23 protein-coding genes are annotated in these 25,132 nt (G+C 69.4%); 6 read left to right on the top strand and 17 right to left on the bottom strand.

All coding sequences use genetic code 11. The features are described from left to right. Positions 1-10 precede the first annotated feature (10 nt). The 3 genes from fahA to T333_RS00540 all read right to left on the bottom strand — a co-directional run bounded on the left by fahA (position 11) and on the right by T333_RS00540 (position 3,300). The gene (fahA, locus tag T333_RS00550; protein WP_496423381.1) at positions 11-1,219 is read right to left on the bottom strand and encodes a fumarylacetoacetase; all 1,209 of its coding nucleotides are present in this window, start codon (positions 1,217-1,219) and stop codon (positions 11-13) included. Further along, positions 1,189-2,385 carry a homogentisate 1,2-dioxygenase gene (locus tag T333_RS00545; protein ID WP_496423421.1) on the bottom strand — a complete coding sequence of 399 codons (1,197 nt, stop codon included), beginning with the start codon at positions 2,383-2,385 and terminating at the stop codon, positions 1,189-1,191. Before T333_RS00545 ends, fahA begins: the two co-directional genes overlap by 31 nt. Before the next feature lie 288 nt (positions 2,386-2,673). After that, positions 2,674-3,300: a TetR/AcrR family transcriptional regulator gene (locus T333_RS00540; RefSeq protein ID WP_496423380.1), complete on the bottom strand. Its 627-nt coding sequence runs from the start codon at positions 3,298-3,300 to the stop codon at positions 2,674-2,676. A 388-nt stretch (positions 3,301-3,688) separates the two neighbouring features. Between T333_RS00540 and T333_RS00535 the strand changes: the two genes are divergently transcribed. Next, positions 3,689-5,605 carry an acyl-CoA dehydrogenase family protein gene (locus tag T333_RS00535; RefSeq protein ID WP_496423379.1) on the top strand — a complete coding sequence of 639 codons (1,917 nt, stop codon included), beginning with the start codon at positions 3,689-3,691 and terminating at the stop codon, positions 5,603-5,605. 93 nt (positions 5,606-5,698) lie between these two features. Here T333_RS00535 and T333_RS00530 read toward each other — a convergent pair whose 3' ends face one another. From T333_RS00530 to T333_RS00520, 3 genes are read right to left on the bottom strand one after another with little or no spacing between them, the layout of a single operon-like run. Continuing rightward, positions 5,699-6,529, bottom strand: a complete 831-nt coding sequence (locus T333_RS00530; protein ID WP_496423378.1) for an exodeoxyribonuclease III — start codon at positions 6,527-6,529, stop codon at positions 5,699-5,701. A 28-nt stretch (positions 6,530-6,557) separates the two neighbouring features. Beyond that, positions 6,558-7,529, bottom strand: coding sequence for an N-acetylglutamate synthase, CG3035 family (locus T333_RS00525; RefSeq protein WP_496423377.1), 972 nt, complete (start codon positions 7,527-7,529; stop codon positions 6,558-6,560). Further along, positions 7,519-8,109, bottom strand: coding sequence for a peptide deformylase (locus T333_RS00520; RefSeq protein ID WP_354998697.1), 591 nt, complete (start codon positions 8,107-8,109; stop codon positions 7,519-7,521). The genes T333_RS00525 and T333_RS00520 overlap by 11 nt, the downstream gene beginning before the upstream one ends. A gap of 186 nt (positions 8,110-8,295) precedes the next feature. Here T333_RS00520 and napA point away from each other — a divergent pair, with 186 nt between their 5' ends. The 5 genes from napA (at position 8,296) to T333_RS00495 (ending at position 12,694) form a co-directional block, all read left to right on the top strand. Next, on the top strand, positions 8,296-8,652 hold the full coding sequence (napA, locus tag T333_RS00515; protein WP_354998698.1) for a nucleoid-associated protein NapA: 357 nt from the start codon (positions 8,296-8,298) through the stop codon (positions 8,650-8,652). A gap of 58 nt (positions 8,653-8,710) precedes the next feature. Continuing rightward, the gene (locus T333_RS00510; protein ID WP_496423376.1) at positions 8,711-9,283 is read left to right on the top strand and encodes a LytR C-terminal domain-containing protein; all 573 of its coding nucleotides are present in this window, start codon (positions 8,711-8,713) and stop codon (positions 9,281-9,283) included. A 127-nt stretch (positions 9,284-9,410) separates the two neighbouring features. Continuing rightward, positions 9,411-10,100: a superoxide dismutase[Cu-Zn] gene (sodC, locus tag T333_RS00505; protein WP_354998700.1), complete on the top strand. Its 690-nt coding sequence runs from the start codon at positions 9,411-9,413 to the stop codon at positions 10,098-10,100. 13 nt (positions 10,101-10,113) lie between these two features. Continuing rightward, entirely contained in the window at positions 10,114-11,256 is a 1,143-nt protein-coding gene (locus tag T333_RS00500; RefSeq protein ID WP_354998701.1) for a glutamate--cysteine ligase, read from the top strand. A gap of 70 nt (positions 11,257-11,326) precedes the next feature. Next, positions 11,327-12,694 carry a phosphatase PAP2 family protein gene (locus T333_RS00495; protein WP_354998702.1) on the top strand — a complete coding sequence of 456 codons (1,368 nt, stop codon included), beginning with the start codon at positions 11,327-11,329 and terminating at the stop codon, positions 12,692-12,694. A 39-nt stretch (positions 12,695-12,733) separates the two neighbouring features. On the opposite strand, the gene mnhG is transcribed toward T333_RS00495, so the two are convergent. The 11 genes from mnhG to T333_RS00440 form a co-directional block, all read right to left on the bottom strand. Beyond that, positions 12,734-13,066: a monovalent cation/H(+) antiporter subunit G gene (gene mnhG / locus T333_RS00490; protein WP_354998703.1), complete on the bottom strand. Its 333-nt coding sequence runs from the start codon at positions 13,064-13,066 to the stop codon at positions 12,734-12,736. Next, on the bottom strand, positions 13,063-13,323 hold the full coding sequence (locus T333_RS00485; protein WP_354998704.1) for a monovalent cation/H+ antiporter complex subunit F: 261 nt from the start codon (positions 13,321-13,323) through the stop codon (positions 13,063-13,065). The genes mnhG and T333_RS00485 overlap by 4 nt, the downstream gene beginning before the upstream one ends. A gap of 4 nt (positions 13,324-13,327) precedes the next feature. After that, positions 13,328-13,903 carry a Na+/H+ antiporter subunit E gene (locus T333_RS00480; RefSeq protein ID WP_496423375.1) on the bottom strand — a complete coding sequence of 192 codons (576 nt, stop codon included), beginning with the start codon at positions 13,901-13,903 and terminating at the stop codon, positions 13,328-13,330. 58 nt (positions 13,904-13,961) lie between these two features. Beyond that, positions 13,962-15,563, bottom strand: coding sequence for a Na+/H+ antiporter subunit D (locus T333_RS00475; RefSeq protein ID WP_496423374.1), 1,602 nt, complete (start codon positions 15,561-15,563; stop codon positions 13,962-13,964). After that, positions 15,560-15,943 carry a Na(+)/H(+) antiporter subunit C gene (locus T333_RS00470; protein ID WP_141808432.1) on the bottom strand — a complete coding sequence of 128 codons (384 nt, stop codon included), beginning with the start codon at positions 15,941-15,943 and terminating at the stop codon, positions 15,560-15,562. Before T333_RS00470 ends, T333_RS00475 begins: the two co-directional genes overlap by 4 nt. A 150-nt stretch (positions 15,944-16,093) precedes the next feature. Beyond that, a complete protein-coding gene (locus T333_RS00465) occupies positions 16,094-18,928 on the bottom strand; it encodes a Na+/H+ antiporter subunit A (RefSeq protein WP_496423373.1) in 2,835 nt (944 codons plus the stop codon). Between the two features lie 110 nt (positions 18,929-19,038). Continuing rightward, positions 19,039-20,352, bottom strand: coding sequence for a hypothetical protein (locus T333_RS00460; RefSeq protein ID WP_354998709.1), 1,314 nt, complete (start codon positions 20,350-20,352; stop codon positions 19,039-19,041). A gap of 61 nt (positions 20,353-20,413) precedes the next feature. Next, positions 20,414-22,642: an AAA family ATPase gene (locus tag T333_RS00455; protein WP_496423372.1), complete on the bottom strand. Its 2,229-nt coding sequence runs from the start codon at positions 22,640-22,642 to the stop codon at positions 20,414-20,416. A 100-nt stretch (positions 22,643-22,742) separates the two neighbouring features. Further along, positions 22,743-23,165, bottom strand: coding sequence for a hypothetical protein (locus T333_RS00450; RefSeq protein ID WP_354998711.1), 423 nt, complete (start codon positions 23,163-23,165; stop codon positions 22,743-22,745). A 100-nt stretch (positions 23,166-23,265) separates the two neighbouring features. Beyond that, a complete protein-coding gene (locus T333_RS00445) occupies positions 23,266-23,619 on the bottom strand; it encodes a UBP-type zinc finger domain-containing protein (protein ID WP_354998712.1) in 354 nt (117 codons plus the stop codon). Positions 23,620-23,647: 28 nt separating this feature from the next. Next, positions 23,648-25,126 carry an ATP-binding protein gene (locus T333_RS00440; RefSeq protein WP_496423371.1) on the bottom strand — a complete coding sequence of 493 codons (1,479 nt, stop codon included), beginning with the start codon at positions 25,124-25,126 and terminating at the stop codon, positions 23,648-23,650. Positions 25,127-25,132 lie beyond the last annotated feature (6 nt).

Below are 25,132 nucleotides of genomic sequence, written 5' to 3'. Positions count from 1 at the left end.
GAAACCCAAGTCACCCCCGCGACCCGGCAGGCAGAACCCGCCCCCGCACCTCCCCCAGACCCACACGCCCCCCACCAACCCCCGGCGCAGACGCGGTAATCACGACCTCATCCCCATCCTCCAAGAACGTCCGCCCCTCCCCGCCAACCACAACCGGCTCCGCACCGCCCCAAGACAATTCGATGAACGACCCCCGCTGCCCCGGCTCAGGCCCCGAAATGGTCCCCGACGCAAACAAATCCGCACTCCGAGCGGCCGCACCATTCGCGGTCAGATGCGCCAACATCTGCGCGGGCGACCAGTACATCCGCCCATATGGCGGATGCGAGACGACCTCCCCGTTCCAGCTCACGGTCAGCTCGATATCCAGCCCCCATGGCTCGTCCACCGTCAAATAGGGCAGCGGCGGCGGTGACTGCTCCGGCAGCGGAATGCGCGCCGAATCGAGCGCGGCCAGCGGCGTCACCCATGCCGACAACGACGTGGCGAACGACTTACCGAGGAACGGCCCGAGTGGCTGATACTCCCACGCCTGGATGTCCCGCGCGGACCAGTCGTTGACCAGCGCCACACCGAACAGGTGATCCTCGACATCGGCGATATCGATCGGCGTGCCGAGCGAAGAGCCGACACCGACGACGAAGCCGAGTTCGGCCTCGATATCCAACCGCCGGGAAGGACCGAAATCCGGCACACCCGAGTCTGTTCGGCGCTGACCTCGCGGCCGCACCACTTCTGTGCCCGAGACGACGACGGTCCCGGCTCTGCCGTGGTAGCCCACCGGAAGATGACGCCAATTCGGCAGCAGCGGTTCGGCATCCGGACGGAACAATCGTCCGAGATTGGTGGCGTGGTCGATGCTCGCGTAGAAGTCCACATAGTCGCCGATGCGAATCGGCAGCGCCAGCGTCACGTCAGCCAGGGGATGCACTGCGTCGGCGGGGATTTCCGCAGAGATCAATTCGCGCACCCGCTCACGAACCGCACGCCAACGCGTAGGCCCTTGCGCGAGAAAAGCATTGAGGTCGGCAGCCGCGAATACCGAGTCCTCGAGGGCGACAGCCAGATCGACGACGAACTCGCCGAAGCGCACCCCGACCCGATGCGCACCCCCGCGCGGCGCGAACACCCCGTACGGCAGATTGTCCGCGCCGAACAGCGAATCCTCGGGAACCTCGAGCCGCGTCCTCACCGCGGGCCCCGACCCGACCACGTCCACGCGTAGGCCGGATCCTCGCAGGCCAGCGCGCCCTCGCCGAGTTCGAGCGGGCGGAAGGTGTCGACCATGACGGCGAGTTCGTCGAAGAACTCGATGCCGATGCTGCGCTCGTACGCACCGGGCTGCGGTCCGTGCGCGTACCCGCCGGGATGCACCGACACCGAACCCTGCCCGATGCCGGAACCCTTACGCGCCTCGTAGTTTCCGCCGCAGTAGAACATGATCTCGTCGGAGTCGACATTGGAGTGGTAGTACGGCACCGGGATGGACAGCGGGTGGTAGTCGACCTTGCGCGGCACGAAGTTGCAGATCACGAAGTTGATCCCCTCGAACGCCTGGTGGACGGGTGGTGGCTGGTGCACGCGCCCGGTGATCGGCTCGAAATCGGCGATGTTGAACGTGATCGGGTACAGGCATCCGTCCCAACCCACCACGTCGAACGGATGCGTCGCGTAGACCATCCGCGTGCCGACCACCCGCCCGCCCGCGCGATGCTTCACCAGAACCTCGACATCGGTACCGGATTCGAGGATCGGTTCGCCCGGCCCGTGCAGATCACGTTCGCAGTACGGCGAATTCTCCAGCAGCTGACCGAATTTCGACAGGTACCGCTTCGGCGGAGTGATGTGACTGGACGCCTCGATCACATACGCGCGCAACGGACCCGGCCCGGCGGGCAACCAGCGGTGAGTGGTGGCGCGCGGAATGAGGACCTGGTCGCCCTGGCGGGCGGCGAGCCTGCCGAACACGGTCTCGACGGTCGCCTCGCCCGCCTCCACGTAGACCAGCTCGTCGCCGATCGCGTTGCGGTACAACGGAGAAGCGCCTTTGGCCGCGACATAGGAGATGCGCACGTCGGCATTCCCGAGCAGCAGCCGCCTGCCGGTCACCGGATCGGTCTCGGCCGCGGTGTCGCCGGGGAAGAGATCGTGCAGGCGCAGATGCCGGTGGCGCAGTGGATGGTTCGGCGTCGTCGTCTGGTCCGGTAGTTCCCAGACCGTGGCGTCGACGATCGCGGGCGGCAGACCGCGGTGATAGAGCAACGAGGAATCGCCGGAGAAGCCTTCCTCGCCCATCAGCTCCTCGTAGTAGAGCCGCCCGAGGTCGTCGCGGTGCTGGGTGTGCCGTTTCGGCGGCACCGCGCCGACCTGCCGATAGAACGCCATGCTCGCACCTCCCGCCAGATCGTGGTCGGATCGGTCGGTCTCCATCGTAATGATCGGATGACTTCGGCGACCGGGAAAACGCGCGCTCGCGACGGCAAAACCGACCATGCACGCGCTGTCGGGCGGCATTTCATCGGTAGTCGCGTGTGACTGCCGGAGAAATGTCGGCATGGCGTGCCTTTGCCGCAACTGGATGCAGGCTGTGGACGGCCGCGGCGACGAACCTCCGCGCCGCCAACGTTCCCCGCGGCGATCTGGGCGGCTCAGCAGGACCCGGCCGACAGCGCCTTACGCCTGCCGCAACGCTCGATAGACCGCCGCGCCCACGAAAGCGCCGAGTGTCTGCGGCGTCCATTCCCCCTCGTCGGCGAGCAGCGACCGCACCGCCCCCTCACCCGCCGACACCCACTGCTCCACCAGAATCGGCAGCTTCCGCTCGGCATCCTCGGTCCCCCACGCGCGCAGCGTCGGCCGCAGCAGCTCGGTGCATCGCTCGACCGCCAACTTGCGACCGCGTCCGAACGAATCCGCGACGGCGGGATCGGGATTGCCGTACAGCAGCCGCCACGAGTCGGGCCGCGCGGCAGCGATCTCCAGCAGCGTCTGGAAGCCCTCCACGAAGACCGTCTCGCCCGCGTCGACCGCGCGGGGCGGCGTCGCCTGGAGCAGACCCTCGACGAGGTGGTTCTCCTCGCGGCGGATCAGTTCCTGGATGAGTTCGACGCGATCGGCGAAGCAGGCGTAGACGACCGGCCGGGTGACGTTCATCCGCTCGGCCACGGCGGCGATGGTGACGGCCGCGACGCCGTGTTCGACGGCGATGGCCAGCGCGGTGTCGAGCACCTGCGGGCGGCGGCGTTCCGGTCCGAGGTGCCGCGCCCGCTGACGCGGTCGCACGACTTGCTCGGTACCCATGGCCACCAACATATCGTGGGCAGGTGTCCCTGCTTGTGGGGTGGTTCTCTGTGGGAGTGCCTGCGACGGGACTGCGGGGGTTGCTTGTGCGCTGTCTCCGCACAAGTGCACCTGCTGGGTGCGGGGGTGCCTGCTCATGGGGTGGTCCTCTGTGTGAGTGCCTGCGGCGGGACTGCGGGGGCTGCTTGTGCGCTGTCTCCACACATGGGCACCTGTCGGAGCGGTGGCGAGGGGCGGCACTCCGGGTTTCCTGAGGAGCGCGTGCCGGGCGCAGGTGTCGGGGCGGGTCTTGCCGGGGTTCCTACACTTGTGAACAATAATGCTACATTCGCGAATGAAGCGGCCCGGCCGGATGCCGGGCGTCGAACCGACGGCCGAGGAGTCACCGATGCCGGAAACCCTGTTCAACCCGAAGACCTGCGAGTTCGCCGAGTTCGATGCCGAGACGCGGCGGTTGCTGCGCGCCACGGTCGACTGGTTCGAGACGCGCGGCAAGGCGGCGCTGAAGCGGGACGACCGGGAGCGCGTCTGGTACTCCGAGTTCCTCGACTTCGTCAAGCGCGAGCGGGTCTTCGCGACCTTCCTGACCCCCGCGGCCGAGGCCAACGGCGATCCGAACAAGCGCTGGGACACCGGCCGCATCGCGATGATGAGCAAGGTGCTCGGCTTCTACGGCATGTCCTACTGGTACGTCTGGCAGGTCACCATCCTCGGCCTCGGGCCGATCTGGCAGAGCGACAACAAGGCCGCCAAGCAGCGCGCGGCGGCGCTGCTCGACTCCGGTGAGATCTTCGCGTTCGGGCTGTCGGAGAAGGAGCACGGCGCCGACGTGTACTCCACCGACATGGTGGTGGAACCCAAGCGCGGCGGCGGTTTCACCGCGACCGGCGGCAAGCACTACATCGGCAACGGCAACCTCGCCGGGATGGTCTCGGTGTTCGGCCGCCGCGCCGACAAGCCGATCATCGACAGCGCCAAAGCGCTGAATGCCAAACCGGCGCAGGACGATTACGAGGGGTATCTGTTCTTCGTCGCCGACAGCAAGCACAAGAACTACAAGCTGCGTCGCAACGTGGTGGACAGTCAGATGTACGTGGCCGCTTTCGATCTGGAGAAGTACCCGGTCGCCGAGGAGGACATCCTGCACCGCGGTGAGGCCGCGTTCCACGCCGCGATGAACACCGTCAACGTGGGCAAGTTCAACCTCGGCTTCGGCGCCGTCGGCGCTTGCGAACACGCCTTCTACGAATCGATCACGCACGCGGAGAATCGAATCCTGTTCGGACACAGGGTGACCGAGTTCCCGCAGGTGCGCTCGCTGCTGACCGACTCCTACGCGCGGCTGATCGGCATGAAGCTCTACAGCGAGCGCGCCATCGATTACCTGCGGTCGGCGTCCCCCGAAGACCGGCGCTACCTGCTGTTCAACGCGATCGAGAAGATGACCGTGACACGGCAGGGTCAGCGCGTCATCGAAGACCTCGCCGACGTGATCGCCGCCCGCGGCTTCGAGAACGACATGTACTTCCCGATGGCGATGCTCGGCCTGTTCGGGCTGCCGCGGCTGGAAGGCACCGTGCACGTGAACATGGCGCTGTCGCTGAAGTTCATGGCCAACTACATGTTCCACCCGTCCGACGCCGGGCTCGCCGCGCTGCGCGTGCTGCCGGACGCCGCGCCCAAGGGTGCGGTGCGGGCGGTGTCCTCGGCGTTGAGCTGGTCCAGCCGCAAGCTCGCCCCGCGGGCGGGCGCGGCGGTGCCCAAGCTCCGAGCGGAGCTGGCCGCCGCGCGGTATCCGGAGGTGCCGACCCGCCGCGACGGCGCCGACGACGAATTCCTGTTCCGGCAGGGTCCGAGCGCGGGACTCGGACGCATCCGGTTCACCGACTGGCGTCCGGTGTTCGAGAAGTACGCGCACGTGCCGAACGTCGCGATCTTCCTGGAGCAGGCCCTCGCCTTCCAGACGTTGCTCGCCGCGGCCCCGCCCACCGCCGACCAACAGCGTGACGTGGACTTCCTGTTCGCCATCGGCGAGCTGTTCACCGCGATCCCGTACGCGCAGCTCATCCTGGAACAGGCCACGATCGAGGGCACCGCCGCCGCCGTGCTCGACCAGCTCTTCGACGTCTTCGTGCGGGAGTTCGCCAAGAACGCCCTCGCCCTGCACAGCAAGCCGACCGCGACCAAGGCACAGCAGACCAGGGCGCTGGATCTGGTGCGTCGCCCCGCGGCCGACGCCACCCGCTTCGACAAGGTGCTGGCCGAGGCCCGCGCACACGCGGGCGGCTACGAAATGAACCCGTAGCGGCCGGTCAACGCGCCAACCACCGTCCGCCGGGGCGGCCGCCTGTGCGTCGGCACGCGGCCGCCGATCTCGCTGGGAGCCGGGACGGTGCGGTCAGCGCGACTCGACGGGAATGTCGAACTCGGCCACAACCGGCGCGTGGTCGCTGGCGCCTTTACCTTTTCGCTCCTCGCGATCGACACCCGCGTCCGTCGTCGCGGCGGCCAGCGCGGGCGAGGCGAGGACGAAATCGATGCGCATGCCCTCTTTCCGTGGGAACCGCAGCTGCGTGTAGTCCCAGTACGTGTACACACCCGGCCCCGGCGCGAACGGCCGCATCACGTCGGCGAAGCCGGTGTCGACGATGGCGGTGAAGGCGTCGCGTTCGGGCTGGGAGGTGTGCGTCTTGCCCGTGAAGAACTCGGGCGACCACACGTCGTCGTCGGTCGGCGCGATGTTCCAGTCGCCGACCAGCGCGATCTTGGCCTGCGGGTCCTCGGTCAGCCAGTTCGCGGCGGTGGCGCGCAGCGTCTCCAGCCACTCGAGTTTGTACGCGTAGTGCGGGTCGGCGAGGGCGCGCCCGTTGGGCACGTACAGGCTCCAGACCCGCACGCCGCCGCAGGTCGCGCCGAGCGCGCGCGACTCGACGACCGGTGTGCTGATGAGGGATTCGCCCGCGTCCTTGTCGAAACCGGGCTGATTGGGAAAGCCGAGTTCGACGTCTTCCAGGCCGACCCTGGACGCGATCGCGACACCGTTCCACTGGTTGATGCCGAGGTGGGCCACCTCGTAGCCGAGTTCCTCGAAGCGCTCGAACGGGAACTGGTCGTCGCGACACTTGGTTTCCTGCATGGCGAGCACGTCGATGTCCTGGCGGTCCAGCCAGGCCGCCACCCGGTCGAGCCGGGAGCGGATGGAGTTGACGTTCCAAGTCGCCAGACGCACGAAATGCCTTCCTTCTGCGGTCTTCGATCTATTGTCCGCCGTGCGGAGCGGCGTAGCGATAGCCGTGGTGGTCCAGGAAACCGAGGCCGCGGTAGAGCTCGAGCGCCGCCGCGTTGTCGGCCTCGACCTGGACGTAGGCGTGTGTCGCGCCGCGCTCGTGCCCCCAGCGGATCAGCTCCGCGCACACCAGGGTGGCCAGGCCGTGCCTGCGGTGCTCGGCGGCCACGGCGACGCAGGTGAGCCCGATCCAGCGGCGTCCGTCCGGCGCGGTGGTGGTCGCGCCGCGTCCGATGGCGATGGGGCTCGGCAGCCCGAGCGAGGCGAAACCGAGTTCGCCGTCGCGCACCGCGGTGAGCACCTCGGGCACCGGAACAGGCTGTGCCGCAGGGTCTTCGCCGCGATAGCGGTGCAGTCGCAGCCACGCCTCGTCGGGCCGCGGCGCGATCCGGACCATCGGGGGACCTTGCGGCAGAACGAAATTGTCGATGTCGATACCGAGCACCAGGGTTTCGTTCCAGGTGCGCCAGCCGGGCGGCGCCGGTGCGAGCCGGTCGGGCAGCAGCAGTTGCAGCGGCAGGCCGTGCGCGGTGTACCACGCGCCGATGCGGTGCAGGGTATCGGTGGAAAGTTCGGCCGGTCGTCCCGGTTCGCCCAGCGGCACAGCGGAATTGGCGCGATTGGTGTAGCCGTGTCCGGCGCGCAACAGCCACCCGTCGAGCCAGTCGTTTTCGGCGCCCGGCCACGCGTCCGCCGCGGCCGCTTCCAGTGCCCTGATCTCTCTGGTGCGAATCGGCCTCGGCCCGATGGCTTTCAGCGCGACCACCCGATCGGGTGTCACCGAGACCATCTGTCCGTCGGCGTCGCGCACCGTCGGCGGGTCCAGCGAAACCAGTTCGCCGATCACGTCGGTCAGCGGTTGTGGATATCCGGCGGGCAGTTGATAGCGCATCACCACCCGGCGGCCGAGCGGAATCGGCGCGGGCGCCGGCTCAGTCGTCATGCCCGAAGGGGTCCGGAACGGTGCCCGGCACCCAGCTCAGACCCGGTGCGCCCCAACCGTTTCGCTTGATCGCCTTCTTCGCCGCGCGCGCGTTGCGGCCGATCAGCACGTCGACATAGAGGAATCCGTCGAGGTGGCCGACCTCGTGCTGCAGCATGCGGGCGAAGAAGCCGTTGCCCTCGATCGAGACCGGCTCGCCCTGCTCGTCGGTGCCGGTGACCCGCGCCCAGTCGGCCCGGCCGGTGGGGAACTGCTCTCCGGGCACCGAGAGGCAGCCCTCTTCGTCGTCGTCGGGGTCCGGCATCGTCTCCGGTAGCGCGGAGGTCTCCAGCACGGGGTTGATCACCGCGCCGCGGCGCCGGACGGCCGTGCCGTCGGGACCGAAGTCCGGGCAGTCGTAGACGAACAGTCGTAGCGGCACGCCCACCTGGTTGGCGGCCAACCCGACGCCGTTGGCGGCGTCCAGGGTCTCGTACATGTCCGCGATCAGCGGGGCCAGTTCCTCCGGCGAATCGGTGACCGGCTTGGTCGGGTTGTGCAGCACGGGGTCACCGACGATCACGATGGGGAGGATTGCCATGGAAAGCAAGCCTACCGGCCGCTCAGCGGAGGCGAGTGGCCGCCGTCCGGCGCAGGTGAGACGCCCGTACCCGCGCGTAATCAACACGCCGGACCGAAGGCGGATCATCCCTGTGACCCCGTGGTTGAATGATCCGCGACGTACAAGCACCATTTTCGTCTGGTGGCAACTCGGCGAGGGAGCGAGATGGACGGCGCAGCGGCACGGAATCTTTCCGCGATCCAAGACGACCCTTCCGCGAGCGAAGAGACGACGGCGGGCGCATCGGCCCAGGCCGGGGCGGACGAAGGCAGCGGCCTCAGCCGCCGCGAACACGAAATTCTGGCCTTCGAACGGCAGTGGTGGAAGTACGCGGGCGCCAAGGAAGAGGCCATCCGCGAACTGTTCGGCATGTCGCCGACCCGGTACTACCAGGTGCTCAACGCCGTGGTGGACCGGCAGGAGGCCCTCGCCGTCGACCCGATGCTGGTGAAACGGCTGCGCAGGCTTCGCGCGAGCAGGCAGAAGGCCAGAGCCGCACGGCGTCTCGGTTTCCAGGTATGACACGTCTTCGGATCGTGATGCGGGCACCCCGGACCGATGTGCGACTAGGGTCGACAGCGTGAGTCAAACCAATCCCACCTCCGGCGGGCCGCCGTTGCGCGCGCTGGCGATGGTTTTGATCGCACTGGCCATCGTGTTCGCGGGTCTCGGTGCGATGTCGCTGTCGAGTTCTGATTCCGACGCCACGAACGCCGAGGAGTCGTCGACCGCGGCCCAGCAGGTCACCTCGGCCGCGCCCGTGACGACGGCCGCGACCACCCCGGTGGCGACGACCCCGGTCGCGACGACGGTGGCGCCGACCACGACCGCCGCCGCGCCGACGCCCGCGGCCGGTGCGCCCGCGGCGGGCGTGAACCGGGCCGTTCCGGTCCGTGTTCTGAACAACAGTCTGGTCGCCGGTCTGGCGGCCCGTACCGCCGAGGAATTGACGGCGAGCGGCTGGACGAACGTCGCGCCGGGCAACTACGCGGGCGGCACCATCGCGAAAACGACAGTGTATTACGGGAATACGCCCGGCGAGCGGGAGGCGGCGCTGGCGATCGCCGCGGAGATCGGCGCGACCGCCGAGCCCAAGTCGGCGGGAATCGGGGACAACGGTCCGGGTGTGGTCGTCATCTTGACGGGTAACTGAAAACCGAGCCCGGCGCGCACGGCCCCTTGGCGGCGCGACACGGCGCTCGTGGCATCATCTTGTCCGGTAACGACAGTGTCCACCCAGCTTTACTCGTAAACTCGGTACTCGTAAAGGAGTTCCCCCGATGGCCCCGTCCACAACTCGTCGCCCGTCCTGGCGGACTGTGACCCCGGTGCTTGCGGTCGCGGTCTTCGGCCTCGCTGCCTGCACGAACAGCCAGGAGTCGAGTGACGTCAAGGGAACCACCCCGCCGGTGTGGACCGGTGCCTCCGCCCCGGCTCAGGAGCACGGGACCGGTACCGAGCACGGCAGCCCGGCCACCGATCCGGGCACCAAGGTCGAGCTGAAGGACGCGTCGGGCAGCTCGGTCGCCACCGCGAACATCGCCAAGGACGGCGAGCACCTCGTGATCACCGTCGAGGCGCACGGCCTGAAGCCCGGATTCCACGGTCTGCACTTCCACCAGGTCGGCAAGTGCGAGCCCAACTCCGTGGCGCCCACCGGCGGCGCGGCCGGTGACTTCCTCTCGGCGGGCGGCCACCTCCAGGTAGGCAACGCCAACGCCCACCCGGCCAGCGGCGACCTCACCTCGCTGCAGGTCCGCTCGGACGGCCAGGGCAAGCTGGTCACCACCACCGACACGGTGACCCTCGACGACCTGAAGAATCGCGCGCTGATCATCCACGCCGATGCCGACAACTTCGGCAACATTCCCAACCGTTACGTCCGTGCCGACGGCGTGGCAGGCCCGGACGACAACACACTGGCGACCGGCGACGCGGGCGGCCGCTTCGCCTGCGGTGTAGTCCAGTAGACAAGGTGCCGATATGGGCGGGGCAATCGAGAACGTTCCATTTCCAGGTTCGCCCCGGCCGACCATCGGCATCGAATGGGAGGTCGCGCTCGTCGACAAGGTGACGCGCGATCTCTCCAACACCGCGGCCGCGGTCTTCGATGCCGTCGGTGACCTGCGGGCCTGGGACGGCACTCCGCAGGTCACCAAGGAGTTGCTGCGCAACACCGTCGAGATCGTCACCGGCGTGCACGACACCGTCGGCGCGGCGGTGGACGATCTGAGCGGCACGATGGACACCGTGCGCCGCGCCGCCGACCCGCTCGGCGTCGACCTGTTCTGCGCGGGCACCCACCCCTTCGCGCAATGGTCGGCCCAGCAGCTGACCCGTTCGCCGCACTATGACGAGTTGATCGAGCGCACCCAGTGGTGGGGCCGCCAGATGATGATCTGGGGCGTGCACGTGCACGTGGGAGTCTCGCACCGGGAGAAGGTCTTTCCGATCCTGAACGCGCTGTTGTTCACCTACCCGCACCTGCTCGCGCTCTCGGCCTCCTCGCCGATGTGGGCCGGTTCCGACACCGGGTACGCGAGCAACCGCACCCTGATGTTCCAGCAGCTGCCCACCGCGGGCCTGCCGTTCCAGTTCGACAACTGGAGCCAGTTCGAGCGTTTCGTGCACGACCAGATGCAGACCGGCGTCATCGAGCAGCTCGGCGGCATGCACTGGGACATCAGGCCGGCCCCCAAGTGGGGCACCATCGAGGTGCGCATCTGCGACGGCATCTCCACCAGGGCCGAGTTGGCCGCGCTCGCGGCGTTCATCCACTGTCTGATCGTGGATCTGGACCGGCGGATCGACGAGGGCGAGGATCTCGGGACGTTGCCGCCGTGGCATGTCCAGGAGAACAAGTGGCGGGCCGCGCGTTACGGCCTGGATGCGATCGTCATCACAGACGCCGACAACAGCGAACGACTGGTCACCGACGACCTGATGGACGTGCTGAACCGGCTGGAGCCGACGGCCAAGCGGCTCGGCTGCTCGGACGAATTGTCCTTTGTCGCCGAAATTCCCCAGCGTGGAGCGTCGTATCAGCGCCAGCGCAAGGTGGCGGCGGCGACCCAGGGCGACCTGATCGCGGTGGTGGACGCGCTGGTCCAGGAGCTTTACAAGTAGCGCGCCGGGCTCACGGGCGGTCGTCTGGCGTTCAGCTGGCCAGGGGGACGGCGTTCATCCCCCGTTTACTATGGTCGTCGTGCTTGTCGAAGACCCGGGTTCCAGCGTAGGAAGTGCGGTGCGGCGGTTGAAGATACCGCCGTCCCGGGTCTGGGTGACCGCGGCCGTCGCGGCGGTGCCCGCATTGCTGATCGTGCTCCAGATCGTCGCGTTCCAGCAGGATTTCGAAGGTCCGTTGGAAAGCTTGTTGCGCGACTATGTCGGCACCCCGAAATCGATGTCGGTGCCGTGGGCCGGGCTGGTCCTCGCGCTGGTCGGTATCCCCATGCGGCGCAGGCTCGTCGCGCTCGGTGCGGCGGTGGCCATCGACCTGGTGTGCGCGGGGGCGCGGCTGCTCGCCGGTGATCCGCCCACGGTCGGCAACGGTCCGGTGCTTGTGCTCACCGCGCTCGCCCTCATCGCCTGGCTGCGCTGGACCGGCGACGAACGGCGCAACGCGTTGCACGCCGCCGCGCTCGGCGCGCTGCTGATCCTGGCGACCAAGGTGGGCGACGTCTGGTTGCACATCACGGTGCTGAGCAGTCCCGAGGTGCTCGACGAGTACGTGATGCTCGCCGATCACGCGCTCGGCGACCCTTCGTGGGTGATGGGCCGGGTGATCGACACGCTCGGCCCGGTGGTCTACGCCGTGCTGCACTGGGTCTACATCGAGCTGCCGGTGGCCGCCATCGTGGTCGCGGTGTGGCAGTTGCGCCGGGTGGTCGATTCCGGGCGGTGGCCGAGCCACTACCTGGTGCGGACCTTCCTGGTGCTCGGGTTGGTCGGACCGATCGTCTATGTCCTCTTCCCGGTGGTCGGTCCGATGTTCGCCTATGGCGCCGACGGCAACGGACTCCAGATCGGCAACTACTGGCCGGGCGTCCTCCCGCCGATCGACCGCAGTCCCGAGCCGCTGCCCTTCGACACGGCGACTCCGCGCAACTGCATGCCGTCCATGCACACCGCGTGGGCGCTGTCGGTCTTCCTGCACACCCGCCGCGATATCGACGGCTCCCGCGCACCCGCCTGGCTGCGCTGGGGCGGCACCTTCTGGCTGCTGGCCACGCTGGCCGCGACGCTCGGCTTCGGCTACCACTATGGCGTCGACCTGGTGGCGGGCGCGGTGCTGTGCCTGACCGTCGAGTCCGCGCTGCGCGAGCCGGAACGCGGCTGGGGATGGTTCCGTATCCGCCTGGTCGCGGGCGGCGTCGCGGTGCTGGCGGTCCTGCTGCTCTCCTACCGCTACCTGGCGGTGTCGATGGCGGAGTACGCCGTCCCGGCCGGAACCATCGTGCTCGCGCTGTTGGCGGGCATGGCGGCCGCCTTCCACGCGACCTGGTTCGCGGGGCAGCGGGAGCCGGTGGTCGAGGTGCGGGAGACCGAGCCCGCCGACCGCTGAACCCATCGAGCGCTGCCGAGTCCGGCGCCGGTGGACCGCTCAGTCGATCTCGTCGCCGAGCTCGTTGACGCGCAGCAGCCCGTCGCGGTGCCGCTGTTCGCGGTAGGCGGTGCGGCCGATCAGGTGCGCGATCACCGGCGCGGTGACCAGCGTGAACAGCCCGACCAGCGCGAGCAGCCAGACATTGCCCTGGCCGCGCAGCTCGATCGCCGCGCCGCCGAGCACCAGCAGCAGCCCGACCACCTGCGGTTTGGTGGCGGCGTGCATGCGGGTCAGGGTGTCGGGGAAGCGGACGATGGCGATCGCGGCGGTGCACGCCAGCGCCGCGCCGCTGAGGATCAGCGCGGCCGATGCCCACTGCCAGCCCGTCATCGGTCGTCCCTGACGCGGAAACGGGAGACGGCGGCCGAACCGAGGAACCCGACCAGCGCCAGAGCGACGATGGCGGGCAGCACCGTGGCGTCCCGGTCGTAAGCGGCCCACACGGCGAGTCCCGCCATGGCGATGGCCATCAGCGAGTCGATGCCGACGACCCGGTCGAGCGTGCTCGGCCCCGCGAGGATGCGGTAGCTGGTGATGACGGCGGCGGCCGCGAGCAGGAAGCCCGCGAGCACGGCGACGACGGTCATGCGTTCACCTCCGGACGGATTTCGGTACGGGCCGCTCGAGTGCGGAGATCAGCAGCCGTTCCAGGCGGCGGGTCTGCTGGTAGAACCGCGCCACCGCGGCCTCGCTGCCGACGTCGAGCACATGCACGTAGACCAGGCAGCGGTTGCGGTCGATCTCGAGCACCATCGTGCCGGGGATCAGGTTGAGCAGGGCGGTGGTGAGCACCAGCACCAGATCCGACTTGGTGCTCAGGTTGACCCGCAGCACACCGGAGACCGGCGGCGGCGCGGGCCGCAGCGCGAACCACGCGATCTGCAAGCTGGATTCGAGCGCGTAGTAGGCGCTCACCCAGATCACCTCGATGAGCGCGACCAGGTTGAGCCGCCCGCTCACCGGGATTCGGGGCAGCGGCAGCGCCACCATGATCAGCGCGCCGACCACCAGCCCCGCCAGCAGGTTGGCGACGCTCAGATCGCCCCACAGCGCCATGTAGACGGCGGCGAGCCAGAGCAGCACGCCGACGCGGACCACGCTGTCCTTGCCGATCCGCCGCGAGCCGGATCCGCTTGTCCCGCCGGGGATCTCGTCGCCGATCCTCATGCCTGTGCCGCACTGGGCTCGGGCACGCGCGGGGTCACGATTCGCTCATCTCGTTCGCTCATCGAAACGCCTCCGGTTCGCCGAGTACCGCGCCGACGTACACCGCGGGATCGTTCAGGTCGGCCGCGGCGCGGTCGGCGATGCCGAGGATCGGTCCGGCCAGCACGGTGAGGCCGAGACCGACCGCGGCGAGCGCCACCGTCGAGAGCAGCATGAGCGGCGGGATGCGGCCGGGATCGGTGCGCTCGTCGTAGAGCACGTCGGTCGAATCCTCGATCAGGGTCGGCGGTTTCGCGGCCGCGAGGTGTCCCTCCGGAGCTTCGGAGCGCGGCCGCCAGAACGCCTTGGCCCAGACCCGCGCGACGACGTAGAGCGTCAGCAGACTGGTCAGCACCGCGCCACCGACCAGCACCCAGGCCAGCACGCCGCCGTCGGCCGCGCCCGCCTGGAGCAGCGCGACCTTGCCGATGAAACCCGAGAACGGCGGTATACCACCGAGATTCAGCGCGGGCACCAGGAATAGCACGCCGAGCACAGGACTCGCCGCGGCCAGCCCGCCGAGCCTGCGCAGCGAGGTGGAACCGGCCTGCCGCTCGATCAGGCCGACCACCAGGAACAGGGTGGTCTGCACCAGAATGTGGTGCGCCACATAGAACACCGCGCCCGCCAGACCGGCCGCCGTGGCGAGCCCGACGCCGAAGATCATGTACCCGATGTGGCTGACCAGCGTGAACGACAGCAGCCGTCGGATGTCGTGCTGGGCGATCGCGCCGAGGATGCCGATCATCATGGTGAGCAGGCCGCAGATCAGCAGGATGTTGTCGAAAGCGCCGTCGGGGAACAGCAGTGTGTGCGTCCGAATGATCGCGTACACACCGACTTTCGTCAGCAAACCGGCGAAGACTGCGGTCACCGGCGCCGGTGCGGTCGGGTAGGAGTCGGGCAGCCAGTTGTACAGCGGGAACACCGCCGCCTTGATGCCGAAAGCGACCAGCAGCACCGCGTAGACCGCCGTGCGTACGCCTTCGGGGGCCGCGCCGAGGCGTACGGCGATCTGCGCCAGGTTCAGTGTCCCGGTGGTCGCGTAGACCAAGCCGATGCCGGTCAGGAAGATCAGCGACGACAGCATCGACACCATCACGTACGCCACCCCCGCGCGGATGCGTTCGGCGGTCGCGCCCACGGTGAGCAGCACGAACGACGCGGCGAGCAGCATCTCGAAGCCGACGAACAGGTTGAACAGGTCACCGGCCAGGAAGGCCGCCGAAACACCGGCTGTCAGAACGAGATACGTGGGGCGGTAGATGGAGGTCGGCTGGCGCTCGTCGCCGTCGCGGATATTCTGGCCCGCGCCGTAGACCGAGACGGCGAGCAGCACGATGGCCGAGATGAGCAGCATCCCCGCGGCCAGCCGGTCCACTACCAGCGTGATGCCGATCGGGGTGTCCCACCCGCCGACCTGCACCGCGGCGGTGCCGTCTCGGTCGGCCAGATAGAGCAGCATTCCGGTGATGACGACGACCGCGGTCAGCACGACCAACGTGACCGCGCGTTGAATGCGGGGTCTGCGGCCGAAGATCAGCGTCGCGGCGGCGCCGAGCAGCGGAACGAGCACCGGCAGCGGCGCGAGCGCGGGCAGAAGGTGCGGCGAGAGGCTCAATCTTCCGGATCCTCTCGGTCGCGCCGCGCCGCCACTTCCGCGTCACCGGGGTCGTTCTGCACGTCGTCGGTGGTGGTGAGCATGTAGGAGCGGTAGGCGAGGGAGAGCACGAACGCCGCCAAGCCCATCGTGATGACGATCGCGGTGAGCATCATCGCCTGGGCGAGCGGGTCCGCCATGCCCTCGTGCGCGCCCGCCTCGGCGCCGCCGACGGGCGGGTCGCCGTCCGGACCGCCGACGGTCAGGATCAGCAGGTTCACCGCGTTGCCGAACAGGATCATGCCGAGCAGCATCTTGGAGACGGCGCGCTCCAGGATCAGGTAGACGCCGCAGGCGGTGAGGACGCCGATGAGGACGAGCAGGGTCAGGTTCGATGTCATGCCTCCACCTCGCTGGCGCTCGGTTCCGGCATGCCGTCGGCGGGCTGGCACATGATTCGCTCACTTCGTTCGCTCATGCCTCCACCTCGCTGGCGCTCGGCTCCGGCATGCCATCGGCGGGCTGGCACATGATTCGCTCACCGCGTTCCCTCATGACCGACTCCCTCGCGGCGCCGGGGAGGGCTCGTCGCTCGGGGAGTCGCCGAGTTCGCTGTCCAGGCGGGCGCCGAGGCTGCGCAGCACGTCGAGGACCAGGCCGACCACGATCAGATAGACGCCGAGGTCGAACAGCAGCGACGTCACCAGCTTGACGTGGCCGAACAGCGGCAGCGTCACCTCGATGATCGCCGAGGACAGCGGCGGCGCGCCGAGCAGCAGCGAGCCGGCCGCGGTGCCCGCCGCCAGCGTCAGTCCGGCGCCGAGGACGTGGCCCGCTTCCACCGGCAGCGCCTCGCCGAGTTCGTAGCGGCCGCCCGCGAGATACCGCAGCGTCAGCGCGAGGCCCGCGGTGAGGCCGCCCGCGAAACCGCCGCCGGGAGCGTTGTGGCCCGCGAAGAAGAAATAGATCGAGAGCACCATGATCGTCGGGAAGAGCAGGCGCGCGGTGATCTGCAAGACCATCGAGCGTTCCCGGCGGTCGACCAGCCGTCCGGCGGGCAGCCAGCTGACGAGGTCCGGGTTGTAGTGCGGCGAGTCGGCGGCGCGTGGCGCGGCGCCGAAACGCCTGGTGCGGAACACCATCGAGGCGACGCCGGTGGCGGCGACGATGAGCACCGAGACCTCGCCGAGGGTGTCCCACGCCCTGATGTCGACGAGCAGCACGTTGACCGCGTTCTTGCCGCCGCCGAGCCGGTAGGCGGCCTCGGGGATCCGGTGCCAGATGGGTTCCGCGCCGCGCGCCGCCGTGGCGAAGGCGGCCAGCACCGTGACGCTCGCCCCGACCGCGACGGCCAAGGCGGCGCGGCGCGTCTCGAACGCGGTGGTCCTGCTCTCCTCGATCTCGGCGGGGAAGGCGCGCAGGACGAGCACGAAGACCACCAGCGTCACCGTCTCGACGAGGAACTGGGTGAGGGCGAGGTCCGGCGCGCCGTGCAGCGCGAAGATCACGCCGCAGCCGTAGCCGGTGACGCCGACGACCAGCACGCTGGCGAGCCGGTTGCGCAGGATGGTCGCCGCGAACGCCATAGCCGCCATGATCCCGGCGATGGCGAGTTGCAACGGCGAATCCCACAGGCGCAGTTCCACTCCCGTCTTGGTGCCCAGCGCGAGCAGGACCGCGGGCAGGATGGTCAGGGTGCCGAGAATGGCGGCCTGCGTCAGCGGAAGCGAACCGCGCTGCACCGATCCGGTCATCCGCAGCGAGAGCCGATCCATCCCGCGCAGGGTGGCGTCGTAGGCGCGGTCGGCGTTGCCGAGGCGCGGGTGCGCCGTCTCGCCGAATCGGTTGCGCACCAAGAAGAGTGCCGAGCCCGCGGCGATGATCAGCACCGACAGCGCGAGCGGCACGGTGAACCCGTGCCACAGCGCCAGATGCGAAACCAGCTCGCCCGGAAGCGTTTCCGGATACCCGCGCAGCAGCTCGTCCAGCCACTGCGCGCCGATACCCGCGGCGAGGCTGGCGACGGCGAGTGCCATGGGCGGCGCGAGGAACAGCGGCCCCGGCGCGTGCCACGACGGTTGCTTGTCGAGTTCCCTGTCCCCGAACGCGCCCCAGACGAAACGGGCGCTGTAACCGACGGTCAGCATGGAGCCGAGCACGATCGCCGCGCACAAGGCGATGCGCGCCGGAACCGTCAACGTGTCCGCGTCCAGGATCGCGCCGAGCGCGCTCTCTTTGCCGACGAACCCGAGCAGCAGTGGAATGCCCGCCATGCTCAGCGCCGCGAGCACGGCGACCCCGCACAGCACCGGAGCCCGCCGACCGAGCCCGGACAACTCGCGCAGATCGCGGGTCCCCGCGCCGTGGTCCACGATCCCGACCACCATGAACAGGCAAGCCTTGAACAGCGCGTGCGCCACGATCAGCGTCGTCCCGGCCAGCGCCGCGTCCGGCGTGCCGATGCCGAGCAGCACGATCAGGAAACCCAGCTGGCTCACCGTGCCGAAGGCGAGCAGCAGTTTCAGATCGGTCACCCGCAGCGCGCGAATGCCCGCGAGCAGCATGGTCACCGCGCCGAGGACGAGCACCATCGGATGCCACGGCGGACTGCTCGCGAACACCGGCGCGAGCCGCGCCACCAGGTACACGCCCGCCTTCACCATGGCCGCGGCGTGCAGGTACGCGCTGACCGGGGTGGGCGCGGCCATCGCGCCGGGGAGCCAGAAGTGCAGCGGAACGATCGCGGACTTGCTCAGCGCGCCGACGAGCACGAGCGCCACCGCCACCGATACCGCGATCCCGTCCGGAAGGCGGTCCATGGCCAGCAGTTCCGACAGCAGGTAGGTGCCGCAGGTCTGTCCGAGGATCACGATGCCGACCAGCATCGCCAGCCCGCCCGCGCCGGTGACCAGCAGTGCTTGCAGCGCCGCGCGTCTGCTGGTCGCCCGTTCGGCGTTGTGGCCGACGAGCAGGAACGACAAAACCGTCGTCGTCTCCCAGAAGACGTAGAGCAGCAGCATATTGTCGCTGGTGACCAGTCCGAACATCGCGCCCGCGAAGCCGACGAACTGGGCGGCGAAGACGCCGAGTCGCGGTTCGTCGTCCGTGAAGTAGCGGGTGCAGTAGAGCAGGATCAGCGTGCCGATGCCGAGCACGAGCGCGGCCATGACGGCCGCGAGCGAATCGAAGCGCAGCTCGATGTTCATCGCGATCGCGGGCGCCCAGGTCAGCCGAACCTGCTGCGCGCTATCCCAATTCGCGACCACCCAGCCGAAACCGCCGAGCGGCGCGAGCGCGAGCACCGCGAAAGCGTTGCGCCCCAACACCCGTACGCACCACGGCGCTGCCAGCGCGGCGAGCGCGTGCGCGAGCAGGATTACGAGCAAACTGCACTCCGTCAGGTCGTGGCGGGCGGTGGTGCGGTTCCAGCCTACGTGGAGCCAGGGTTTTCTGCGGAAGTGGCCGCTATGGCGTCAGCCATGTCGCGGCGGCTCGGCTATATATCCGCTACCTCGTCCCGGTGCGCGGGCGGCGCCGGTTTGCGGTAGGCGCGCGGCCGCAGGCGGTAAAGCAGGAGCAGGGCGAACGTGCACCCGGCCACGATCATCAGCGCCACCTTGCCGGGCGTGGTGGCGTGCGCCATGTTGTCCCGCGGCGGCCACGTTTCGTTCTCCACCGGCAGCGCGGTGACGACGCTCGGCAGGGCGAGCGCGGCGAGGGCGAGTACGGCGCTCGGGCCGTAGTGCGGTCGGGCGGCGCCGCCGCAGAAGCCGGCGGTCAGCGCGAGCAGCACCGTCGCGACGGAGTAGTAGACCGTGCCGTCGCCGTGCGCGTCCACCCACGCGAACACCGCGACGCCCATCAGCGCCAGCAGCGCCAGGAACGGCGACGGCGCGCGCAGACCGGCGAACAAGCCGAGCGCGGTGAGCGCGAGCACCACCAAGAGGCTCCACCAGGGCCGGGGCGCGTAGCCGAGCGAGTCGGCGGTCGCGACCAAGCTCACCGCGAGCAGCACGCCGATCCCATCGCGTCCGGGCAGCAGCATGGCCGCGATCAGCGCGGCGCTGATGATGGCCGCGACGGCGATCGCGATCTCCAGCCGGTTGTCGCCGGGCGCGGAGACATTGTTGTATTGGCCGGCCAGCCATTCGCTCGCCGCCAGGACGATCAGGCCGAGCACGATCGCCGCGAGTATCGGCGTGATCGGCAGATCGATGGGCACCGTCGAGTCGCTCTCCGGTTCGGCCCGGTCGCGATTGCGGGCGATGGCGACGAACAGCAGCACCACCGCGATGCCGATCATCGAGAACGGCGGCGTTTCCAGTACTACCCACGGGTCCTGCTCGGGCAGGTCGAGCAGGTCGGCGAGATCGCCGAAGACGAAGATGCTCGTCGCGCCGAGCACGTAGCCGATCGCCGAGGTGCGGCGGCGCAGCGCGACGACGCCCAACGCGCCCAACAGGATTCCGCCGCAGACCGCGTCGATATAGTTCTGCGTGGTGAGCAGATCCGCGGAGGCGACGTCGCGGCCCGCGAAGTGGTTTACGTACATGCCGAGCGCGCCGACGAACGCGACGATCCAGCCGACCAGCGGCCGGGCGAAGGTGGTGATCAGCACCGCGACCGTGACCGCGACGACCATGCCGATCGTCGCGCCGCGCGGCACGCTGTTGATCAGGCTGGCGATCCGGTACGGGGTGCTCTGCGCGGTCCAGGCGAAGGTGATCGGCAGGAACAGCGCGACTCCCGCGACCGCGGCCCCGAGGAGGGCCGTGACCACGTCGACTCCGTCGCCGATCCATCGCCGCACCAGGGCAACATACCCGCGCGACGGCGCCCAGCCCGTGATTACCGGCCCAGCGCCGTGTCCGTCAGCTGCGGTTTTCCGCGTACTTGCGCAGCGCTTCGACCTGATCCGGATCCAGCGACGGACGCACCACCGCGCGGGCGGCGGCGAGATCGGCGGCGGTGACGTCGGCGGCCGCCACGTCGCGGCGCATCGCCGCGAGCGCGGCCTCGCGCAGCAGCGCGGCGCAGTCGGCGGCGGAGTAGCCGTCCAGGTCGGCGGCCAGCGCGGTCAGGTCGACGTCGGCGGCCAGCGGCACCGAACGACCCGCGGTCCGCAGGATCTCCAGCCGCGCCGCGGCGTCCGGCGGAGGCACGAACACCAGCCGCTCCAATCGGCCCGGTCGCAGCAGCGCGGGATCGATCAGCTCGGGCCGGTTCGTCGCGCCGAGCACCACCACGTCGCGCAGCGGCTCCACGCCGTCGAGCTCGGTGAGCAGCGCGGCGACCACGCGGTCGGCGACACCGGAGTCGGTGCTCTGCCCGCGTCGCGGCGCGAGCGCGTCGACTTCGTCGAGGAAGATCAGCGACGGCGCGGAATCCCTTGCCCGCTGGAATAATTCGCGCACCGCCCGTTCGGACGCGCCGACCCACTTGTCCAGCAGTTCCGCGCCCTTGACCGCGTGCACGCTGAGCTGGCCCGAACCGGCCAGTGCCCGCACCAGGTACGTCTTGCCGCAGCCCGGCGGGCCGTAGAGCAGCACGCCGCGCGGCGGATCGATGCCGAGCCTGGCGAAGGAATCCGGATGGCGCAGCGGCCAGAGCACCGATTCGGTGAGCGCCTGCTTCGTCTCGATCATGTCGCCGACGTCGTCCAGGCCGAGGCTGCCGATCGCCAATTCCTCCATGCCGGAACGCGACAGCGGACGGATCACCTCCAGCGCGCCGACCAGGTCCTGCTGGGTCAGGCGTGGATCGGCCTGCTCCTTGCTGACCCGCGACGCCGCGCGCAGCGCCGCCTCCCGGCACAGCGCCGCGAGATCCGACACCACGAAACCCGGTGTGCGCGCGGCGATCACGTCGAGCTTCAGATCGTCGGTCGGCACCTTGCGCAACAGCTGCTCCAGCAGCGCCTTGCGCATCGCCGACGTCGGCAGCGGCAGTGCGAGCTCCCGATCGCACAGGTCCGGCGCGCGCAGCCGGGCGTCCACACCGGCCGGATGCGCGGTGGTCGCGATGAACGCCACGCTGGTCTCGGCCATGGCCGCCCGAAACTGGTCCAGGATCAGCGTCGCGACCGGCTCGGGGTCGGCGGGCAGCAGCGCGTCGATGTCGGTGACGAGCAGGATGCCGCCGCGCCCGGACGCGACATCGGCGACCGCCTCGGCCACCTCGCGCAGCCGGGCGCCGCCCTCCTGCGCGCCGACCGAAGGTCCGTCCAATTCGACGATGCGCCGCGGGGCGGTCACCGACCTGGCCAGCGTGGCCTTGCCGACACCGGCGGGTCCGGTGATCAGCACCCCGAGATGGGGTGTGGCGCCGAGGGTTCTGAGCAGTTCGGGTTCGTCGAGCGCGAGGCTGAGCCATTCGGTCAGCTTCGAGGCCTGGGCGTGCACGCCGACGAGTTCCTCCGCGGGAACGCGCGGCGGCGCGGCGCGCACCGCGGTCGCACCGTTGGTGCCCGCGGCGGCCTCGATCACCGCGCGGGAGGTATGGCCCGCGGCCGCCGCGCGTTCGGCGGCGTCCAGCGCCGCGACCGCCCCAGCGCCCCAGGCGACGGCCGTGTTGGGCTGCACGCTCACCGGCCCGCGCACCGGATCGGTGGCGGTGACGGTCAGCAGTTCGGTCGTCCACGCGATGCCGAAGGTGCGCGACAACGCCTGGCTCGCCGCCGACGAGGGGATGTCCGGTCCCAGATCGCGCGGCAGCAGCGAGACCGCGTCGCCCACCGTGACGACCTTGCCGAGCAGCGCCTGCCGCAGCGTGGCGGCCGGAATGCTGCGGCAGGCGTGCACCGAGCCGCTGACCGAGATCTGCTTGGCGCCGTACACCGAGGCGGGGGAGACCACCACGGTGGCGTTCTCGCGCAGTCCCGCGTTCGACAGCGTCACGTCGTCCAGCAGCGCGACGCCCGCCGGAGTGCCCGCGGGCGCGATGCCGACCACCGCGGCGGTGCGGCGCGATCCCGCCAGCGCGACTCCGTCCCACTCGCGCAGGCCGAGCGCCGTCAACGCCTCCGGATGCAGGCGGACCACCCCGCGTCTCGCATCGGCGGCGGACGTATTCAGTCGAGCGGTGAGCGCCAGTTCTGCCACTGTGCCATTCTGCCCGCGTTGGCGTGCCGGTGGACAGGGACCGGGCGTAGCCGCGCCCTCGTCGCGGCCGACGGGACCCTGTCGCGGCGGCTAGCGGCGGCTAGATGATGCGAGCGGCGACGGCCACCGGCTTGTCCGCGTTGCTCGGCGACAAGCAGACCAGCTTGGCGGTGCCGAGCGCGACGTTCGGGCTGCCCGCGAACGAGCTTTCCGGGTTCTCGGCGAGGATCTGCTCGATCACCCGCTTCTCGGCTTCGCCGTCGAGTTCCTTGAACTCACCGCACGTGGTGCGCGAGGCCGGGCCGAGGCCGGAGGTGTCGGCGGACTCCGTGGTCGCCGGAGCGCTGTCGGGGGTCGTTGGCGCCGAAACGGTCGTGGTCGGAGCCTGCGTCGCGCTGGCACTGGTGCCCGTGCTGCCCTTGCGTAGGCCGCTCGCATCGGAGGACTCGTCCGACCCGCCGCAGCCGGTCGCCGCCAGAGCCACCGCTCCCGCGGCCAGGACGATGACGGAAATTCGCTTCATTTGGTGCTTTCCCGGGTGCCACAGAGCGCCGGAGCCTCCGGCGTCGGCAGCAGCGTACCGGGAAGGATCGGGTTGTCGGCAAGCCCAGGCGCACGCGGGCTCAGTGAATGTGCGCCTGCCAGTCCTCGGGAACCCGCCCGCGCGGGCCGGGTACCCCCTGGTCCGCGGGATGGCTGTGCGGGGGAGCCAGCTCGGGTCCGCCGCCGTACATCTCCTCGCTGCGGAAATCCCAGAACCAGTCCTCACCTGGCTCGAAGCTCTGGATGAAGGGGTGACCGGTGTCCTTGGCGTGCTTGCTCGCGTGCTGGGCCGGTGAGGTGTCGCAGCACCCGATGTGACCGCACTCGGCACAGCGGCGCAGATGAACCCACCAACCCTGATTCTCTTCGCACTCGAGGCAGCCCGGCCCGCTGGGCGGGACAACCGGATTGATGCCTTCGATGGCTTCCGTCATGGATTCCCTCCTGTGGCGGTGCGTTCGGTCATGGGGCTTCCAGCGCGTCTTCATTGTGCTCCGGCCGGTGCAGCGGGAGGCGGACCGTGAAGCGGGTGTTGCCGGGTTCGGATTCGACTCGGATGTCGCCGTTGTGCTTGTTGACGACGATGCGGAAGGAGATGTCGAGGCCGAGGCCGGTGCCTTCGCCGACCGGTTTGGTGGTGAAGAACGGTTCGAAGACGCGGCGTCGGACATCCTCGGGCATGCCGGGGCCGGTGTCGCCGATCTCGACGACCGCGCAGTCGTTCTCCTTGCCAGTTCGGATGGTGAGGGTGCCCTCGCCGCGCATGGCGTAGACCGCGTTGTCGATCAGGTTCGTCCACACCTGGTTCAGTTCGGCGGCGTAGCAGGGCAGCGGCGGCAGGCTGCGGTCGTACTCCTTGACCACTTTCACGCCGTCCCCGAGCTTCCTGTTCAACATGACCAGGGTGCTGTCGAGCAGCTCGTGCAGGTCGACAACCTGGAACGGGGCCCGGTCCATCTGCGAGTACTGCTTGGCGGCGCCGACGAGCGTGGAGATCCTGGTGGTCGAATCGGCGATCTCGTTCATCAGCAGCTCGGTCTCGATGGTGTAGTTGAGCCAGCGGATCGCACCTTCGAACACTTTGTTCGGGCAGCCCTCCAAGGTGCCCCAGATCCGTTCCAGCCAGTCCACGTCGAATCCGGCCTGCACGAAGTTCGGCGCCAGCGCCCAGCCGTCGCCGATCTCGTGCTCCTCGAGCCATTCACCGAGCATGTCCTCCCGGTCGGCGGCTTCCATCGGAGTCAGCTCGGGCGCCTTGGCCACCTGGGCAGCGGCCTCCTCCTGCAACCGCACCAGGGTGACGAGCACCTCCGGCTGGAACCGCCCGTCGGCCATCATGGCCAGCTTGTGCCGCATACCCGCGACCCGCTCGCGCAGGCCCGAGGTGGCGCGCACGGCAGCGGCGGCCGGGTTGTTCAGCTCGTGGGTCAGACCCGCCGAGAGCGAACCGAGCGCGAGCAGGCGTTCCCGTTCGGCGACGCGCTGGGCGGTGTTGCGGTTGCCGAAGAACGCGCCCTCCAACAGGTGCACCGCCATCGGGAACCACTCGTGCATCATCCGCGCGAAGGTGCCCGCGTCCAGCACGTAGAACCGGGACTTGCGGGTGACGTACATCGACCCGGTGTAGTTCGGATCGGCCTTGTCGCCCAGGTACGCGCTCCACGCGCCCGCGTAGACGCCCTTGTGATCGGTGCGGTTCAGCTCGATCTCGGTGCCGCTGGACAGCTTGGTCAGCCGCACTTCGCCGTCCATCAGGACGTAGAAGCAGGTGGCCGGGTCTCCCTCGCGGTAGACGAGTCCCGGCTCGATGTACTCGATGCGCCCGTCCGCGCACAGCCAGGCCAGCTGGTCGTCATCGAGCTTCTCGAACAGGAACAGGGTGCGCAGCTCGGCGGGATCGCAGACGAGATGCGAACGGCGCGCCGCGTTTTCGATGGTCACAACTGT

Source organism: Nocardia sp. CNS-044, assembly GCF_059570515.1.
This window is presented reverse-complemented; position numbering and strand designations above follow the sequence as displayed.

Bases quoted from the DNA above. Each gene is read 5' to 3' on its own strand.
- mnhG (WP_354998703.1), bottom strand. From the start codon at position 13,066: ATGACGGGCTGGCAGTGGGCATCGGCCGCGCTGATCCTCAGCGGCGCG.
- T333_RS00520 (WP_354998697.1), bottom strand. From the start codon at position 8,109: ATGGCAATCCTCCCCATCGTGATCGTCGGTGACCCCGTGCTGCACAAC.
- T333_RS00525 (WP_496423377.1), bottom strand. From the start codon at position 7,529: ATGACGACTGAGCCGGCGCCCGCGCCGATTCCGCTCGGCCGCCGGGTG.
- T333_RS00485 (WP_354998704.1), bottom strand. From the start codon at position 13,323: ATGACCGTCGTCGCCGTGCTCGCGGGCTTCCTGCTCGCGGCCGCCGCC.
- T333_RS00495 (WP_354998702.1), top strand. From the start codon at position 11,327: ATGGTCGTCGTGCTTGTCGAAGACCCGGGTTCCAGCGTAGGAAGTGCG.
- T333_RS00545 (WP_496423421.1), bottom strand. From the start codon at position 2,385: ATGGCGTTCTATCGGCAGGTCGGCGCGGTGCCGCCGAAACGGCACACC.
- T333_RS00480 (WP_496423375.1), bottom strand. From the start codon at position 13,903: ATGAGGATCGGCGACGAGATCCCCGGCGGGACAAGCGGATCCGGCTCG.
- sodC (WP_354998700.1), top strand. From the start codon at position 9,411: ATGGCCCCGTCCACAACTCGTCGCCCGTCCTGGCGGACTGTGACCCCG.
- T333_RS00540 (WP_496423380.1), bottom strand. From the start codon at position 3,300: ATGGGTACCGAGCAAGTCGTGCGACCGCGTCAGCGGGCGCGGCACCTC.
- T333_RS00535 (WP_496423379.1), top strand. From the start codon at position 3,689: ATGCCGGAAACCCTGTTCAACCCGAAGACCTGCGAGTTCGCCGAGTTC.
- T333_RS00470 (WP_141808432.1), bottom strand. From the start codon at position 15,943: ATGACATCGAACCTGACCCTGCTCGTCCTCATCGGCGTCCTCACCGCC.
- T333_RS00450 (WP_354998711.1), bottom strand. From the start codon at position 23,165: ATGAAGCGAATTTCCGTCATCGTCCTGGCCGCGGGAGCGGTGGCTCTG.
- T333_RS00445 (WP_354998712.1), bottom strand. From the start codon at position 23,619: ATGACGGAAGCCATCGAAGGCATCAATCCGGTTGTCCCGCCCAGCGGG.
- napA (WP_354998698.1), top strand. From the start codon at position 8,296: ATGGACGGCGCAGCGGCACGGAATCTTTCCGCGATCCAAGACGACCCT.
- T333_RS00500 (WP_354998701.1), top strand. From the start codon at position 10,114: ATGGGCGGGGCAATCGAGAACGTTCCATTTCCAGGTTCGCCCCGGCCG.